The organism is Flagellimonas okinawensis (assembly GCF_029194005.1).
GTDB lineage: Bacteria > Bacteroidota > Bacteroidia > Flavobacteriales > Flavobacteriaceae > Flagellimonas > Flagellimonas okinawensis.
In genome coordinates this window covers 666,236-682,402 of record NZ_JARFVA010000002.1, presented here as the reverse complement: position 1 = coordinate 682,402, position 16,167 = coordinate 666,236, and the positions used below count along the sequence as shown (strand labels likewise).

Here is a 16,167-nt window from a genome sequence, read left to right as displayed (position 1 = left end):
TTACTCAATCCATTTATAGGTTGACTTAAATGATCTTAAATGTTTACTGCCGCTAAATGGGAAGAAGGAAAATTTTGATTCTCTTTTACCTGGAATTGAGAAAGGTTTCTCGAAATTTTGGAAAAAAGAGGCTCCGGTGTCTCACTGTTTACGGAAACCGTACCATTGGAAGAATCCAAATCCAAAAACACCAAGGAAAGGTAATCCAAAAGATGTTCCGCCTCCTTTATTAGTATTTTTACCACCTCAAGACGAACCGCATATTCCAGATTGATTCTTTGCTCGTGACCGAGTGTTCCTTTGCCTTCTATTTCTTTCCAGATGATTTCCAAGCCTGAATTTTTGTCAAAAGTAGTTCAAATAGAGCTTAATTTTACAATTATGTTACGTTAAATTAACATTGAACGAATCAATATTTCTTCACCAACAGCTCTATTGGTATTAATATCTCGACAAAACAACGCCCCTTTGATCGGCTTTTAGTTTTTTTCAACAGTTTGGCGATATGACTTCTTAATGTTTTCATAAATATGAAAATCAAATGGTTCCATAGGCAAAAAGTATCAAACTAACTCTTATATTTAGGCGATTGCGAATAATTTTAAAAACAAAAAATGACCCACGAATTACTAGAACAGGCGGAAGAGTTCGAAAAAAGGCCCATGAGCCACATGTCCACCAGCGACAGGGTTAAAGCCTCAAGGGAAGCCAAAAGCCTCATACTTTCCATAAACGAAATCTATAAGAAAACCAAGGATTCCAAGTTGATGGAAACCATGAAGAACATTACCGCCAAAAAGCGAAAAATAGAAAAAAGACTTAAGGGATCTCCTTTGGTATAGTTTCTACAGATACAAACCTTTTGCGGAAGAGTGTTGCACCTTCCAAAATCAACATTCTTCCCAAAAGTTCCTTTCCACCCCCCCAACACCATATTTACTCTAAACATCTGATTATCAGTGCTTAAAATTTCTTTTTGAAAGTTTTTCAGTCATCTGAAATCATCCTGTTTTCCATTTATATAGGTTTTTCGACCAGTTATGTGCCAATTGTTGCAACCAATAAAAATATGAATTGCAACCACCTTTGATATGACTACTTTAGGAGTGTAGTTTTAACTCAACTAATAAACAAACACTCAAAAAATGAACACTATAGAAGCAAAACTGGGATACCTATTTTGGTACGCCGTAATTGCACTATCCATTTACGCTCTTTTTAGCAGTATCTATTTTTACATTAGTTAACTATACTAAGCACTAACCCAATACTATTACCCTTAGTTAGTAATGTGTCTCCATGGGCCCCTATTCAGGTGCCCTTTTTTTATTTCCATTCCATTCGTGGGAGCAATACTTCTTTTTTATGGTGGGAGCTCTCTACATTAAGCAAGACCTCATCCAAAAAGGCAATCGCCTCGTTAATGTGTGGCCCCTTGTTCAACATTACGCATTCCGCTTGTACGGAAGAAGTTATATCGGTAATCTCGGATCTGGAGGGCATTCCTTTTTTCGCCAATCCTTCCAATACTTGGGTCGCCCAGACTACTGGGATATGTGCAGCACTGCAGAAGGACAAAATCCCCTCTTGAACCATCCCCATATTTTTCCAGCCTACTTCCAAAGCTAGATCGCCACGTGCGATCATAATGCCAATATGTTTTCGTTGCATTGCCGTAATTAGGATGTTCACCAAGTTTTTATAGGCCAAATTGGTTTCTATCTTTAAAATGATGCCCAAATCATCCGAGGCTCCCAACTTTTCCAACTCATTGATCAAATCGTTCACATCCTGGTCATCGTTCACATAGGAGTAATTTACAATGTCAGCATGCTCTACCACGAATTTCAGGTCTTCCCGATCCTTTTCCGTAAGTCCCGATATACCAAGGTCCAATGTAGGAAGATTAATTCCCTTTTCTCCTTTTAGTTTAGCCCCTCCAGTTTTGGCTCGGGTAATCTTGACTTCAAAATATGCTGCACCAACAGCAATGATCTCGCCCTCGATTTTGCCATCATCAAACAAAATGGGAGCGCCTATTTCCAAACGTTCAATGATTTGGGAAGGAACACAGGATATAATTGCAGGCTGTACTATATTGCCTTTCTCATCGCATCTTGGAAGCGCAGTGTCATTTATGTTTCCAGAAACAATGAGCTTATCTCCCCTGTTCAGCACCATATGTGCTACTCTCTTTTTACCCTTCTTTTTGCCTTTAACCCTCACTAGATCAATATTGCCTGTCCTTACCTTGGAACCGGCAAGATCCATAGCAACTTTTACGGTGGTGGAAGATTCTTTGGCAGCTTTACGTACATTTTGGATTATGGCTTTCCAAACTTCCGGTCCATCATGCGCACAGTTTACCCTTGCGCAGTCCATACCATTTTTTACCATTTCCAAGACCATTTGATAATCCGTTGCGGCCTCTACCGGTTGAGTAACCATTATCCTTACCCTTCTGTCTTTGTGGCTACTGCCAAAAAGTTGATCGGTATGCTTGTTTAAAAGCTGGGCACCTTCTCCGATGGATAAAAATTTATCTTTTCTTAAGTCAGGAGCTCCACCTAAAAGACTATGCAGTATTATCTTTAAATTGATCAAGCTACCAAGAATGTTGCCTTCGGCATTCGCCAAACGGGTCAATCCCAACTGTTTAAGCCCATTTTGCATCTTACGGGCATCAAAGTTTCGAAAAGCACTATAGTGCATGAGATTTTTTGCGCTCTCCATATAAATTGGGCACACCTGTTTGGATATAGCATTGGCATCTACATGCTGTTGCTGGATCAAATCCACGACTTCATCGATTTGAAGAGCCATTTTTTGAAGCTGTTCCTTGGTAATGCCCATTGTTCTTGATTTGCTCCAAAGATCATACGGAAACCCTTTAAAAAAACTGATAATGATCAGAGCCGTTCATTTAAAAAAATTATTCCGCGCCTAATCACCATAAAAACGGGCCATTGAACACAATTTTTATTAAAAAATGATGTTTGACAATATTAAGTGACGTATTTTCTTACGTTATTCGCGTTTGTAAGAAAAAATGTTCATTGTCTTGATCGATGAGTTGAAAAAGTATTAGTAATAAGCCCTGTTTTAGATACTTAACATGCCGTTGAAACCCTCAAAAAGAGAATTGATATTTCCGCTTGCGGTTTTTTCTGTTTTTATAGCCATTGTATTTGTGCTATGGAACAATTCTTTGGATACCCAAAAAGCCAACTACATCAGGGAAATAGAGAATACCGGGAGTCTTAGGGCCAAGGAATTTTTCTCGTTGGTCAAATACAATATCAAATCCCTGGAGAACCTAAGGCAACGAATTGAAATGACCAATGGGTCATACTTTGAATATTGGGAAAAAGACGCTGGACTAATTCTGGAACAAAACCCATCTTTTAGGTTTGTGGAATGGTTGGACAGCTCCATGGTGATACAAAAGGTAACCCCTTTGGATGGAAATAGGGCCGCAGTAGGCCTAGATCTTACACAACATCCGAGATATCCGGAATGGAAAAAGCACGTATTGGATTCATCCACCAATATTTCCCCATGGACCAAGCTACATCAGGGAGGCAGTGCATTTTTGGTGGATGCTCCGGTTTATTTTGACAATTCTTTTAAAGGTTCGGTAACCGCAGGTATGGATTTTACATCCCCATTCGATGAGCTGGTAGCCGATTTGGATAAATTTGCAATCCTAGTAAAAGACGAAAGAGGAACTGTATTTTACTCCAAAAACAATCCTAGAACAAGTGAGATTGAAAAGGAATTTATTTTCACCACCACTTTTGAAGTGGATGCGCTTGACGGTCAAAAATGGACCTTCTCGTTGATGCCATCGCACCTCGACTTCTTGGCAGAAAGAAAAGAATCCACATACATTTATTTGGCATTCGGGCTGCTACTATCGTTCTTGACGAGCTCCCTTATTTATTTTTATAGATATTCCAGAAAAAAGAACAAATACCTGAACGATGCCAACTTAAAACTACAGGACCTAAACACCTCTTTAAAAAGAGAACAATTACGGGCAGAAAAAGCATCAAAATCCAAGACAGAGTTCATATCCAATATGAGCCATGAAATTAGGACACCATTGAATGCCATTATAGGCTTTATCGAGGTCTTGAAGCTCTCGGAAATACAAAACTCACTTCAGGAGTACCTTTCCTTGATGGACATTTCATCTAAAAAGTTGCTCCTTTTAGTAAACGATATTCTTGAAATTGATAAAATAGAATCGGGCAAGACCACTTTTAGAACAGATACTTTTTCTCCTTTGGAGGAGCTAAAAAACATAATCAGAATATACAAGCGGACCGCAGAAGAAAAAGGGCTTTATATTGATTTGGAAACTGGCGGGGAATATCAAACGGAAACCATAGGTGATATCGGTAAATACGGTCAAATCATAACCAATATTTTAAGAAACTCATTAAAATTCACCGAAAAAGGGGGCATTACCATTCTTTACGAAGAAAACATAATCGACGATGCCCTTTCCATTAACATTACCATTAAAGATACGGGGATTGGAATTCCAAACGATAAATTGAAAACCATTTTTGACCGTTTCACCCAAGTGGAAGCAGGAAAGGCCAAACGACACGAAGGCAGTGGTCTTGGATTGTATATTACTTATAAACTTGTGGAGCTTCTCGATGGCAAAATAGATGTGACCAGTCAAGAGAATATCGGAACCGAATTTCAATTATCGCTCAATTTTCCGATTTCAGATATTAATGACACTACAAATAGCGTTGGACAAGAGTTAATTGACCTTAGCGGATGTAAAGTTCTGATAGTCGATGATAACAGGGTAAATGTAATGGTACTGAAAAAGACCCTCGAAAACCTAGGAGTACATTCAGATTCTGCTTGCAATGGAATCGAAGCCGTTGAAGCTATAAAACAAAACGATTACCATTTAGTATTTATGGACATCCATATGCCAAAAATGGACGGTTTGAGCGCCACTAAAGAAGTTCGAAAATTCAACCAGAACATTGGTATCATTGGGCTTTCTGCCGATGTAACCAAAGAGGCCATTGACGAGGCTAAAAATGTTGGCATGAACGACTACTTTACAAAACCGATATCTTTCGACAAGCTTAGAAGACACTTGCCCAATTACCTCTTTAAAATATCCTAGGTCAACGTTCATTCGTGCAACGATCAAAAAGTCGGTCTTTGCCGATGAATAACATCATTATGGTAGTATATTTGGGTAGATGAACCTAGGATTACCCCATCCTTGATACAAAACAACTCAGTAAGTAATGGGTTGTATTGTTGACCAACATCAAAAACTGTCCGCTACCAAAACAAATAAAATTGAACAAAAACCTACTTTTAATCCTAACCCGAAATCCCGAAATTGGTAAATGTAAAACTCGATTGGCGGCAAAAGTCGGGAATCGGGCAGCACTGGACATCTATAAATTTTTACTGGACAAAACCGTGTCGTTTACCCAACACTTGAAAGTTGAAAAATGGGTCTATTATTCGGAGAAAATTTGGGAGGGCGATATTTGGAGCAACCAGATTTATAAGAAAAAGCTACAGGTTGGTGAGGATCTGGGTGAACGAATGCAGCATGCTTTTGAAGAAGGATTCCGAGCAGGCTTCGATAACATCATCATTATTGGGAGCGACATGTACCATTTGAACCAGTCTGATCTTGAGGTGGCTTTTTCCAAATTCACAAATCATGATTATGTGGTTGGACCTGCCGAAGATGGAGGGTATTACCTTTTGGGAATGAAAACTATGAGAGAAGAGTTGTTCCAAAACAAAGACTGGGGAACATATACGGTGCTCAAGGACACCTTATCGGATTTAAAAGATGAAAAAGTGGCCTTTCTGGAAGAAAAAAACGATGTCGACCATTACGAGGACATAAAAGATATTGAGGCCTTTGCGCCATTTTTAAAACATATGATATAATGACACAGGAACAATTGAACGAATCTGTTGAATATTTAAAAAAACGTGGTTTTGAAACACCCGAGATAGGTATAGTGCTGGGCACTGGTCTTGGACAACTCATAGACAGTATTGAAGATCCCATAGAAGCCCATTACAACCATATCCCATATTTTCCATTGGCCACGGTGGAATTTCATACAGGAAAACTGATCTACGGTACCATCGAAGGAAAAAAAGCGGTGGTAATGCAAGGTAGGTTCCATTTGTACGAAGGCTACGATTTTCTCGATATAACCTACCCCATTCGGGTAATGCATTTACTGGGAATAAAACAACTGTTCGTTTCCAATGCAGCGGGGGCCATAAACCTCGACTTTAAAAAGGGGGACATCATGTTGATAGAGGACCACATCAACCTTCAAGGAGGTTCTCCTTTGGCTTTTAAAAATGTATCCGAATTCGGGAACCGTTTTGTGGACATGAGCGAACCTTACGATTTAGAGATGCGAAAAAAAATTGAGGCAATTGCCGCACGTGAAAACATTTCTTTAAAAAAAGGGGTATACGCCTCGGTAGTAGGCCCACAACTGGAAACCAAAGCGGAATACAGGATGCTAAAAATGATTGGGGCGGATGCCGTTGGTATGAGTACCGTACCCGAAGTAATTGTTGCCAATCATTTACGACTACCCATAGTAGCTGTCTCCGTGCTAACCGATGAATGTGACCCGGACAACCTGGAACCTGTAGAGGTTCAGGAGATTCTGAAGATTGCCGGACAAACGGAACCAAAAATGATCAAATTATTTCACGAATTAATCAAAGAATTATGAGCTATTTAGACGCCACTCAAGACCTTTATAAAGAAGCTGCATTGACCCCGGATGTAGGACTCTGTTGTACTACCAATCCTATTTGGCAGTTTCCAGGGCTTTCCATACCCAAGATCATGCAAGAAATGAACTATGGTTGCGGCAGTACAGTTTCGGCTCAAGATCTAGTGAACAACCCAAAAATTCTTTATGTTGGAGTTGGTGGAGGAATGGAACTACTCCAGTTTTCATATTTCTCCAGACAAAAGGGCGGAGTTGTTGGCGTAGATTCTGTGGATGAAATGTTGGAAGCGTCCCGAAAAAATTTCAAAATAGCAGAGGAAGAAAACGAATGGTTCAAAAGTGAATACGTAGACTTGGTAAAAGGTGATGCTTTGGACCTTCAGGTGGCCGACGAAAGTATAGATGTTGCGGCACAAAACTGCCTTTTCAATATTTTTAAAATAGAAGACCTTAAAAAAGCTGTTTCCGAAATGTACCGTGTTTTAAAACCGCACGGAAGGTTGGTTATGAGCGACCCCATTTGCGAACAACCTATGAGCGATGAGCTTAGGAACGATGACAGATTGAGGGCACAGTGCCTAAGTGGCAGCATTCCATTAAAAGACTATGTAAAAGTTTTGACCGATGCAGGTTTCGGTACAATCGAAATTAGGGGTAAACGATCGTACCGTGTACTATCGCCCAACCATTACCCCACAAAAGAATTGATTCATATTGAGTCCATAGAAATAGCAGCCATAAAAGACCCAATGCCCGAAGATGGACCCTGTGTTTTTACTGGTAAAACTGCGATCTATTTTGGCGAAGAAGCTTTTTTTGATGACAAAAAGGGGCATGTATTACAGCAAAACCAACCTTTGGCCGTATGCGATAAGACCGCTGCCGCTTTAGCGAAAGAATCCAACGAAATCTATATTAGTGAAAGTAACTACCACTACAATGGTGGAGGTTGCTGTTAGTCAAATTTATTTGGAAATCGTAGTGTTGGAAGATTCATAGTCATAAAGAATTCCTTCCGAAATCCATTTGGCCAAAGCCTGTCGGTTATCGGGGTCCAGGATTCTACGTTGGTCCCTTTTATTTTTAATGTTGCCGATTTCGATATAGGCCATGGCAGGTAGTGTGTTCTTTACCACATACAAACTACTACGCTCCATAAAAGTACCATTGTACAATCGGTTAGGCTGAAATTTTTTGTACTTCTTTAAAAATGTTCGGTGGATACTTTCCGCCAGTTTTTTACCATTGGAACTTTTCTCATGATGGTAGAAAAAAACATCGATGTTGGTTCCTTCTCCCCTACTGTCCACATGGGTGACCAACAAGCGCTGATATTTACCCGTATTTTTTAAATAAAGATCGTTCACGGCCTTGGTTCGCTGTTTTAATCGTTCCAACTGACCAAGGGGCAGTGTCTGGGAAAGAACCGTTTCATCTGTATCCAATTCCAAAACCTTGTTGTCCCTTATTCCATCATTGGCATCTTGCACGATCAAATGGACTTCGGCACCGTGGGATATCAGTTCACGTGCCAATCTAAGGGTAACATCATAGGCATATTCGTCCTCGGCAATCAGTTTTCCATGATATTTTTCCACCGCACCGGGATCGGGACCTCCATGTCCAGAAATCAAATAATACACCGTATTTGCCAATCGGTCACTGGCTTTGTCCACCCGCTTGAACTCTTGACCAAAAATGGGGTAGGTAATTCCCTCTACCCTTTCAACTTCCTCAACGCTCAAGGTATCGGGCAAAATATAGGTTCGACCCATAATCAAAGTCTCATCCTCGCCCAAATCTTCGGCGTTCATTTCCACAAACGAATTGTAATGCTTTGTTGGGCTAACCCCATGCCTGCGAAGCAACGAATAGATTCCATCCCCTTCCTGGGCCATGACCTTGGGAAATTGCTCTTGAGCATAAAACCGAAATGGCAGACAAATCAATATCACCCATATTAAACGTGTTCCAAAAAATCTCATCTAATTGTCAAATTCTACTTCAACATAATCATTAATAATGCCATTACTGATCAAGTTGGCAAATTCCTTTTTGTTCGGTTTAAGGGATATCTTGCTTTCAGATGTATTGGTGGTGTTTTCTATGGTGAGTAAACTAACGGCGGGCAATACGTTCCTAGCTAAAAAAAGACTGTTTTGATCTTCAAAAATTAAACTGGCGTTATCGAACGCTTTATTGGAAACATTGTTTTGCTCAAAAACATTCTGAATGTTCTCGGCAAAACGTTGACCTTGGGAGCTTTTATTATAATGGTAAACCGCTACATCCATATTATCCTTTTCAGAAATATCTTCGGACCTTATAACGAGTACCCGTTGATATTTTCCTGTATTTTGTAAATAGCGTTTATTGATCACTTTAATATAATCTCCTGTAGGATTATCGGCAACTGTGCTGTCCGTTGCCATGGCTTCCATCACTTCCTCCCTCATCACATAGACTTTGGCCCCGTTTACAATTAATTCGGCCGCCAATCGCTGGGCAATATCTTCAACAAATTTTTTGCTCCCTCCAGTGCCGTTCTCGGTGATTAAATAATACACTGCATCCTTTAAGGTATCACTCTTCAAAGACATTTGTCCAAGCTCCTTGTCAAAAATAGGCTCCTCCGCATCTTTTATGGCCTCAACAAAAACCCCTGTTTTTTTAAAGGAATCATCTGCATAGGGAATCTTATAATTTTCTCCCAACTTTAAAGCTGTTCCTTCCTTTATTTTATCGGAATTCAATTCAAGAAATTCTCCATAGTGTTTGGCTGGGTCCAACCCTTGCTTGCGAAGCAACGAAAAAATACCGTCTCCCTGCTCTGCAGTAACATTGTAGTACTTGCTTTCCTGTCCAAAAGTGAATGCACAGGCCCATACCCAAAATAGAAGGGTCGATAGTGATTTCATTACTGTATGTTTTTGGGAGGGGTGTATTACAAATATCCTAAAAAATCAGATACGGAGGTACTGTTTTAAGAGAAAAAATCCCACAAATTTTTGAATTTTAAAGACTTGACTTTTTTACTTGGGAATACTGCTTTCTAATTACAGACTCTGCTGGCTTGTTTTGTGGAGTAAATCGGTTGTCCTCGTGACCTCCGACCTGATCGTGCTGCATAAACCATTTCCAAACAAAACCTCCTGCAAACCAATCTTCTCCCCAAAACTCATCAAAGATCACTTGGGTGGCATCTGCTTGTGCCTTTAGGTTCACATCCATCTGGTTACGATCTACCAACCATGGTTTTTTACCTGTAAAGTCCATACTCCGGTACCCAAATTCTGTAAATAGAATAGGTCTGTCCACTTGTTCTGCAATTTCACGCATTTTAGTCTTCCAAGGCTGCCAACCTTCCGTAAGTGTCTCAATGGTAGGCGTTTCCTTCTCGCACAAAGGAAAATACGCGTTTACACCTACATAATCCAATTCCGACCAAAACGGGGTACCGGCATATTCGTCCCAATTGGCGGCATAAGTGACTTTGCCCGTATAAATGGCTCTTACTTTTTGAATCAAATCGTTCCAAAATTGGGGACGTTCATTAACGAAGGTTTTTAACTCCGTGCCAATACAAAAAATATCGCTTTGGGTTTCTTCGGCAAGTTGTGCGTACAGTAATATAAATTCTTCATAAGACGACTCCAGCCTTTTCCAATCCTCCTCGGAAGGCATTTTCATATTGCCCGTAAATGCACCCCTAAAAATCCAAATTTGGGGTTTCACCATTACACTGACTCCGTTTTGATGCAACTTTTCTATATACTGTTTAACACCCTCCCTTCGCTCTCCATACCATTGATGGTCAGAATTGAAGACCAATTCGGGAGCATCCATATCACGAATAAACCCAAATGGCATGATGGCCGCATAATTTGCGCTTACCTTAAGGACTGGGTCTATATGGTGCTGGGCCGCTTCCTCCCCAGAGGAGACAAAACTGACTCCATTGACTTTGTCAAATTTGCTACTGCTACATGAGACCAGGGCAAAAACCCATAAAAAAATCAATTTCTTCATACTGACTGTGGACCCTTCTAAAATAATAATTTTAAAACAGCTTTCAGCTGCCAATTTCTTATTAATTTTCATTTCACTGTTAAGTTCTATCCACAAAACTCGACACATAAAATAATCAAACCCAACCCATGGAACACATTGTCATCATTGGAAATGGAATTGCTGGGGTTACTGCTGCGAGGCATATCCGTAAGCTTTCCGACAAAAAGATCACCCTTGTATCCGCAGAGTCCGACTATTTTTTTTCCAGAACGGCATTGATGTACGTTTACATGGGCCATATGAAGTTTGAGCACACCCAACCCTATGAAAATCACTTTTGGAAGAAAAACAGGATTGATCTCGTCAAGGGTTATGTTACCCAAATAAATACTCAAGAAAAAACACTTGAAATTGATGGTACGCCGAACCTTAAATATGACAAACTGATAATCGCAACGGGCTCCAAACCCAATAAGTTCGGTTGGCCGGGCCAAGATCTGGATGGTGTTCAAGGACTATACTCCAAACAGGACTTGGAGCTCTTGGAAAAAAATGCACCCAATAACAAAGTATGTAAACGAGCGGTGATTGTTGGCGGTGGACTTATCGGCATTGAATTGGCAGAAATGCTTAGAACCCGAGATATTCCGGTCACCTTTTTAGTTCGAGAAACAAGTTTTTGGAACAGTGTTTTGCCCTCGGGGGAATCCGAAATGATCAATGAACATATTCGGGAACACCATATTGATTTACGGATGGGCGCTTCCCTAAAAGAAATCAAACCAGATAAAAATGGAAAGGTAAAATCCATTGTGGTGGAAGAGACCGGGGAGGAAATCGATTGCGATTTGGTTGGATTGACGGCTGGGGTTACCCCGAACATTGATTTTTTGAAAAATTCGGGAATCAGTCTAGGTCGCGGAGTGAAGGTAAATCGATTTTTGGAGACCAATATAGAAGATATTTACGCCATTGGTGATTGCGCAGAACAGCACGAAGCCATTGGAAATCGACGCCCCATCGAAGCCGTTTGGTATACAGGACGGATGATGGGCGAAACCCTTGCACAGACCATCTGCGGAAATAGAATGGAGTATAACCCTGGACATTGGTTCAATTCCGCCAAATTTTTGGACATTGAGTACCAAACCTATGGTTGGGTGTTCTCGGAAAAAAGAAAAAAAGAAAACGAGAGCCATTTTCATTGGAGACATCCCAAAGAAAAAATCTGTATCACCATTGCATTTGACAAGGATTCCAAAATTGTATTGGGCATCAACACTTTTGGAATCCGTCTGAGGCACGAAATATTCGACAGTTGGCTCAGTGAAAAGAAAACTATTGATTTTGTGATGGAACATCTCACCGATGCCAATTTTGACCCCGAATTCTATAAAAGATTTGAATCACAGATTGTATCAAAATACAATTCAGATTTTGGAAAATCCATTACCCTGAAAAAGAAAAACCTTAAACGCATCTTCCAGATTGCCTAAGTCAGAGTTATGAGCACTTACAATAAAAATATGGCCCTCACAGGGGAACCGCCAAAAAGTTTGAGCATCGGTCAAAAACTGGCTGTCTTTATGGGAACATCGGGACTGGGCATTCTCCTTTTGGCTGTCTTCAATTTCAGCTTTCCGAACAAGACCTTATGGCTGACCATTTCACTAATGGCATTGACCATTGGTATTGTTTGGTTTTCATGGGATGCCTATTCCAAAAAATTACCAGGCATTAAAAATGATGGGGTTTGGTTCAAGTCCATATCCAGTCGTGGACTATGGGGATGGATTGCTGGTTTGGCCCTGACAGGTTTTTATATCGTACTCTATTTCTATCCGGAATACCTTGGTTTGGTCAATGACGGGGACAATAAAGGTGTGATTGCGCTTTTTGATCCGCTCAGTAAATTGTTGAATGGCAATCCCGCAAGTCAATGGTTTGTTTACGGCACCCTTTACACCGTTGCCATTTTGGCCTTTGGTATTAAGTTCCTTTGGAAATACCGTCATAACCGATACGAAAGGTTACGGACTTTGAGCGTAATGTTCTTCCAGACCGGATTTGCGTTCATCATCCCGGAATTAATGGCTCGCTTGAACGGGCACAAAATTTTGAACGGAGGCAGTCTACCTTATTACGACCTCAAAAACATTTGGCCGCTCAACTATTACAATTTTGAAGGGTATCGCATCAAAATGTTTTTAAGTTCCGGAGAAATCGGCTTTGCCCTATTGATTTTTGGCATCCTTTCCATTTTTGTGATAACACCCGTCTTGACCTATAAATATGGTAAAAGGTGGTACTGTTCTTGGGTCTGTGGATGTGGTGGTTTGGCCGAAACTGCCGGGGATTCCTTTAGGCAGCTGAGCGATAAATCCACATTTGCCTGGAAAGTGGAACGTTGGGTAGTGCACAGCGTGGTGGTATTTGTGACTTTGATGACCACAGCTGTCATCTACTCTTATTTGGGCACGGATACCAGCAAATATTGGTTGACCAAGAGTACATTTTTAATTGGGGTAGCCGTTTTACTTACTTTGGTTTTTGGATGGGCCATGATCTTTAAACGAGAGCAACTTCAAAAAGATGCTAAGTATGGAGCCATTGGTTATTTTGTAATTATCATTGCCCTTATTGGATTTCACTTTTTTAGTGGTGATGGCGAAGTATTTCTATTTAAGTCAGGGACACTTCGTAAATCGTATTCCTTTTTAATAGGTAGTATATTCTCCGGTGTTATCGGAACAGGCTTCTATCCCATTTTTGGGAGCAGGGTATGGTGCCGTTTCGGCTGTCCAATGGCTGCAATCCTCGGTTTTCAGCAAAAACTATTCTCTCGATTTAGGATTACCACTAACGGTGGACAATGTATTTCCTGCGGAAATTGTTCCACCTACTGCGAAATGGGCATTGATGTTCGTGCCTATGCCCAAAAAGGGGAAAACATAGTTCGAGCCAGTTGCGTGGGGTGCGGAATCTGTTCGGCCGTATGCCCTCGTGGTGTCCTAAAATTGGAAAACGGACCTTTGGAAGGCAGAATAGATAGTAACCAAATACTATTGGGCAACGATGTAGACCTAATGTCACTGTTGAACAAAAAGTAACCCCATTTTCTTTTTATCGAATTCCGGTTAAATATCCTTGGAAAATTTTAGTTTTGGCAACTGTAAACACTAACTAAAATTGATCCTAGCCAATGGCGGATATCAAAGTCATTATCCCAGCAATAAACGAAGGTGATTCCATTGGTTTGGTTGTCTCGGAAATCCCCGATCATGTAACCGAAATTGTGGTCGTTGACAACGGTTCGGAAGACGATACCGTGGCCAATGCCAAAAAAGCAGGTGCGACCGTAATTACGGAAAACCGCAAAGGATATGGCTTTGCCTGTTTAAGAGGATTAAATTACATATCCGAACGATCCAAAACACCCGACATTATCGTATTTATCGACGGAGATTATTCTGATTATCCAGAAGAATTGGATAAGATTGTAGCCCCAATATTGGAAAATGACATCGATTTTGTGGTCGGCGCGCGAAAAAAATCACTTCGCGAACCGGGATCAATGACCCCACAGCAGGTTTTTGGGAACAATTTAGCCACATTCCTAATGCGATTGTTTTTTAGGTCAAAATTTACGGATTTAGGACCTTTTAGGGCAATAAAATATGAAAAGCTCAAAGAATTAAAAATGCAGGACACCACTTATGGCTGGACAGTGGAAATGCAGTTAAAAATTTTAAGAAAAAAAATGTCATATATCGAAGTACCAGTACGTTACAAACGAAGAATTGGCGTCTCAAAAGTATCTGGTACGTTAAAAGGTACTATATTTGCTGGCATAAAAATATTGGGTTGGATCTTTAAATACAGTTTAAAATAATGGGACTTGCTATCGCTTACATCATCATTGCTATTTACAGTACGGCCTTACTTTTGATTTTCTTTTATAGCCTTGCTCAATTGAATCTTTTGATCAACTATCTCGGCTACAAAAAGCGAAACGAGGAAGCCCCAAAATTCAACCTTCTCGATCCCAAAGAAATTCCATACGTAACCATTCAACTTCCCATTTACAATGAGGAATATGTAATGGAGCGATTGTTGGACAATATCGCCAAAATTGAATACCCAAAAAGTAAATTGGAGATTCAAGTATTGGACGACTCTACTGATGATTCAGTAATTGAAACTGCAAGAAGGGTAGCAGAACTTCAGGAAACCGGATTGGACATACAACATATCAGAAGGGAAAACCGTAAAGGCTTTAAAGCGGGAGCCCTTAAAGAAGGTCTGGAAATTGCCAAAGGTGACTTCATCGCAATTTTTGATGCCGACTTTTTACCTGAAGCTGATTGGTTGAAAAAAACAGTTCCCTACTTTAAAGATGAAGAAATCGGCGTGGTTCAGACCCGTTGGGGACACATCAACCGGGACTATTCCACCCTTACCCGTATCCAGGCCTTTGCATTGGATGCACATTTTACCTTGGAGCAAGTAGGAAGAAATTCCAAAGGGCACTTTATCAACTTCAACGGTACCGCTGGTATCTGGAGAAAAGATTGTATCCTCGATGCCGGAAACTGGGAAGGCGATACTCTTACCGAAGATTTGGATTTGAGCTACAGAGCCCAATTAAAAAACTGGAAGTTCAAGTATTTGGAAGATGTGGAAACACCTGCAGAGCTTCCTGTAGTAATCAGTGCCGCCCGCTCTCAGCAGTTCCGTTGGAACAAAGGGGGAGCTGAAAACTTTAGAAAAACTGTGTTGAGCGTTATCACGGCCAAAAACATACCGTTCAAAACAAAATTCCACGGGGTAATGCACCTCTTGAATAGTTCCATGTTCCTTTGTGTGTTCACTGTGGCCCTGTTGAGCATTCCAATGCTTTATATCAAAAACACTTATGGCCATTTAGGCTGGGTGTTCGAAGTAACGAGCTTTTTCATCCTAAGTACCATTATCCTATTTGTTTGTTATTGGTTCACCTACAAGAGTATTCAAGGCAGTAGTTTTGACAATTTTGTGGACTATATTAAGCTCTTTTTTACCTTCTTTTCCGTGGCATTGGGCTTTTCTTTGCACAATACCGTAGCCGTTTTGGAAGGCCATTTAGGTAAACGAAGTGAGTTTGTAAGAACACCTAAGTTCAACATCAATAGTATTAAGGATACCTGGAAGGGCAATAAATATTTGACCAATAAATTGTCGCCCAACATGATTTTGGAGTTTGCCTTAATGATTTATTTCCTTTTTGGAATGTACAGTGCCATACCGTTGAACGACTATGGATTGTTTCCATTTCACTTAATGTTGTTCCTAGGTTTCGGATTTGTATTCTTTAAATCCTTAACTTCCAAGGCCTAAACCAAAC

Annotated in this window: 14 protein-coding genes; 9 read left to right on the top strand and 5 right to left on the bottom strand. The window is 40.4% G+C overall.

All coding sequences use genetic code 11. The annotated features are described in order from the left end of the window. Window positions 1-35 precede the first annotated feature (35 nt). Window positions 36-332, bottom strand: a complete 297-nt coding sequence (locus tag PY091_RS08855) for a hypothetical protein (RefSeq protein ID WP_275649344.1) — start codon at window positions 330-332, stop codon at window positions 36-38. Between the two features lie 282 nt (window positions 333-614). Between PY091_RS08855 and PY091_RS08850 the strand changes: the two genes are divergently transcribed. Next, window positions 615-842, top strand: a complete 228-nt coding sequence (locus PY091_RS08850; RefSeq protein WP_275649343.1) for a hypothetical protein — start codon at window positions 615-617, stop codon at window positions 840-842. A gap of 484 nt (window positions 843-1,326) precedes the next feature. On the opposite strand, the gene PY091_RS08845 is transcribed toward PY091_RS08850, so the two are convergent. Continuing rightward, the gene (locus PY091_RS08845) at window positions 1,327-2,853 is read right to left on the bottom strand and encodes a pyruvate kinase (protein ID WP_275649342.1); all 1,527 of its coding nucleotides are present in this window, start codon (window positions 2,851-2,853) and stop codon (window positions 1,327-1,329) included. 262 nt (window positions 2,854-3,115) lie between these two features. Here PY091_RS08845 and PY091_RS08840 point away from each other — a divergent pair, with 262 nt between their 5' ends. From PY091_RS08840 to arsM, 4 genes are all read left to right on the top strand, one after another. Next, entirely contained in the window at window positions 3,116-5,161 is a 2,046-nt protein-coding gene (locus PY091_RS08840) for a response regulator (RefSeq protein WP_275649341.1), read from the top strand. Window positions 5,162-5,343: 182 nt separating this feature from the next. Further along, the gene (locus tag PY091_RS08835; RefSeq protein WP_275649340.1) at window positions 5,344-5,955 is read left to right on the top strand and encodes a TIGR04282 family arsenosugar biosynthesis glycosyltransferase; all 612 of its coding nucleotides are present in this window, start codon (window positions 5,344-5,346) and stop codon (window positions 5,953-5,955) included. Then, on the top strand, window positions 5,955-6,770 hold the full coding sequence (locus tag PY091_RS08830) for a purine-nucleoside phosphorylase (RefSeq protein ID WP_275649339.1): 816 nt from the start codon (window positions 5,955-5,957) through the stop codon (window positions 6,768-6,770). Before PY091_RS08835 ends, PY091_RS08830 begins: the two co-directional genes overlap by 1 nt. After that, window positions 6,767-7,732, top strand: coding sequence for an arsenosugar biosynthesis arsenite methyltransferase ArsM (gene arsM, locus PY091_RS08825; RefSeq protein ID WP_275649338.1), 966 nt, complete (start codon window positions 6,767-6,769; stop codon window positions 7,730-7,732). Before PY091_RS08830 ends, arsM begins: the two co-directional genes overlap by 4 nt. 6 nt (window positions 7,733-7,738) lie before the next feature. Here the strand turns inward: arsM and PY091_RS08820 are convergent, their stop codons facing one another. The 3 genes from PY091_RS08820 to PY091_RS08810 form a co-directional block, all read right to left on the bottom strand. Next, on the bottom strand, window positions 7,739-8,671 hold the full coding sequence (locus tag PY091_RS08820) for an N-acetylmuramoyl-L-alanine amidase family protein (RefSeq protein ID WP_275649337.1): 933 nt from the start codon (window positions 8,669-8,671) through the stop codon (window positions 7,739-7,741). An 87-nt stretch (window positions 8,672-8,758) separates the two neighbouring features. Then, window positions 8,759-9,691, bottom strand: coding sequence for a hypothetical protein (locus PY091_RS08815; protein WP_275649336.1), 933 nt, complete (start codon window positions 9,689-9,691; stop codon window positions 8,759-8,761). A 97-nt stretch (window positions 9,692-9,788) separates the two neighbouring features. After that, on the bottom strand, window positions 9,789-10,802 hold the full coding sequence (locus PY091_RS08810; protein WP_275649440.1) for a glycoside hydrolase family 113: 1,014 nt from the start codon (window positions 10,800-10,802) through the stop codon (window positions 9,789-9,791). A 128-nt stretch (window positions 10,803-10,930) separates the two neighbouring features. On the opposite strand from PY091_RS08810, the gene PY091_RS08805 reads away from it, so the two are divergent. The 4 genes from PY091_RS08805 to PY091_RS08790 all read left to right on the top strand — a co-directional run bounded on the left by PY091_RS08805 (window position 10,931) and on the right by PY091_RS08790 (window position 16,160). Further along, window positions 10,931-12,280: an NAD(P)/FAD-dependent oxidoreductase gene (locus PY091_RS08805; RefSeq protein WP_275649335.1), complete on the top strand. Its 1,350-nt coding sequence runs from the start codon at window positions 10,931-10,933 to the stop codon at window positions 12,278-12,280. 9 nt (window positions 12,281-12,289) lie between these two features. Then, window positions 12,290-13,894, top strand: a complete 1,605-nt coding sequence (locus PY091_RS08800; protein ID WP_275649334.1) for a 4Fe-4S binding protein — start codon at window positions 12,290-12,292, stop codon at window positions 13,892-13,894. A gap of 92 nt (window positions 13,895-13,986) precedes the next feature. Further along, on the top strand, window positions 13,987-14,676 hold the full coding sequence (locus PY091_RS08795) for a glycosyltransferase family 2 protein (protein WP_275649333.1): 690 nt from the start codon (window positions 13,987-13,989) through the stop codon (window positions 14,674-14,676). After that, entirely contained in the window at window positions 14,676-16,160 is a 1,485-nt protein-coding gene (locus PY091_RS08790; RefSeq protein WP_275649332.1) for a cellulose synthase family protein, read from the top strand. The genes PY091_RS08795 and PY091_RS08790 overlap by 1 nt, the downstream gene beginning before the upstream one ends. Window positions 16,161-16,167: the final 7 nt, after the last annotated feature.

Coding starts and splice junctions, on each gene's coding strand:
- PY091_RS08805 (WP_275649335.1), top strand. CDS start 10,931: ATGGAACACATTGTCATCATTGGAAATGGAATTGCTGGGGTTACTGCT.
- PY091_RS08830 (WP_275649339.1), top strand. CDS start 5,955: ATGACACAGGAACAATTGAACGAATCTGTTGAATATTTAAAAAAACGT.
- PY091_RS08790 (WP_275649332.1), top strand. CDS start 14,676: ATGGGACTTGCTATCGCTTACATCATCATTGCTATTTACAGTACGGCC.
- PY091_RS08800 (WP_275649334.1), top strand. CDS start 12,290: ATGAGCACTTACAATAAAAATATGGCCCTCACAGGGGAACCGCCAAAA.
- PY091_RS08850 (WP_275649343.1), top strand. CDS start 615: ATGACCCACGAATTACTAGAACAGGCGGAAGAGTTCGAAAAAAGGCCC.
- PY091_RS08795 (WP_275649333.1), top strand. CDS start 13,987: ATGGCGGATATCAAAGTCATTATCCCAGCAATAAACGAAGGTGATTCC.
- PY091_RS08815 (WP_275649336.1), bottom strand. CDS start 9,691: ATGAAATCACTATCGACCCTTCTATTTTGGGTATGGGCCTGTGCATTC.
- PY091_RS08845 (WP_275649342.1), bottom strand. CDS start 2,853: ATGGGCATTACCAAGGAACAGCTTCAAAAAATGGCTCTTCAAATCGAT.
- PY091_RS08820 (WP_275649337.1), bottom strand. CDS start 8,671: ATGGCCCAGGAAGGGGATGGAATCTATTCGTTGCTTCGCAGGCATGGG.
- arsM (WP_275649338.1), top strand. CDS start 6,767: ATGAGCTATTTAGACGCCACTCAAGACCTTTATAAAGAAGCTGCATTG.
- PY091_RS08840 (WP_275649341.1), top strand. CDS start 3,116: ATGCCGTTGAAACCCTCAAAAAGAGAATTGATATTTCCGCTTGCGGTT.
- PY091_RS08810 (WP_275649440.1), bottom strand. CDS start 10,802: ATGAAGAAATTGATTTTTTTATGGGTTTTTGCCCTGGTCTCATGTAGC.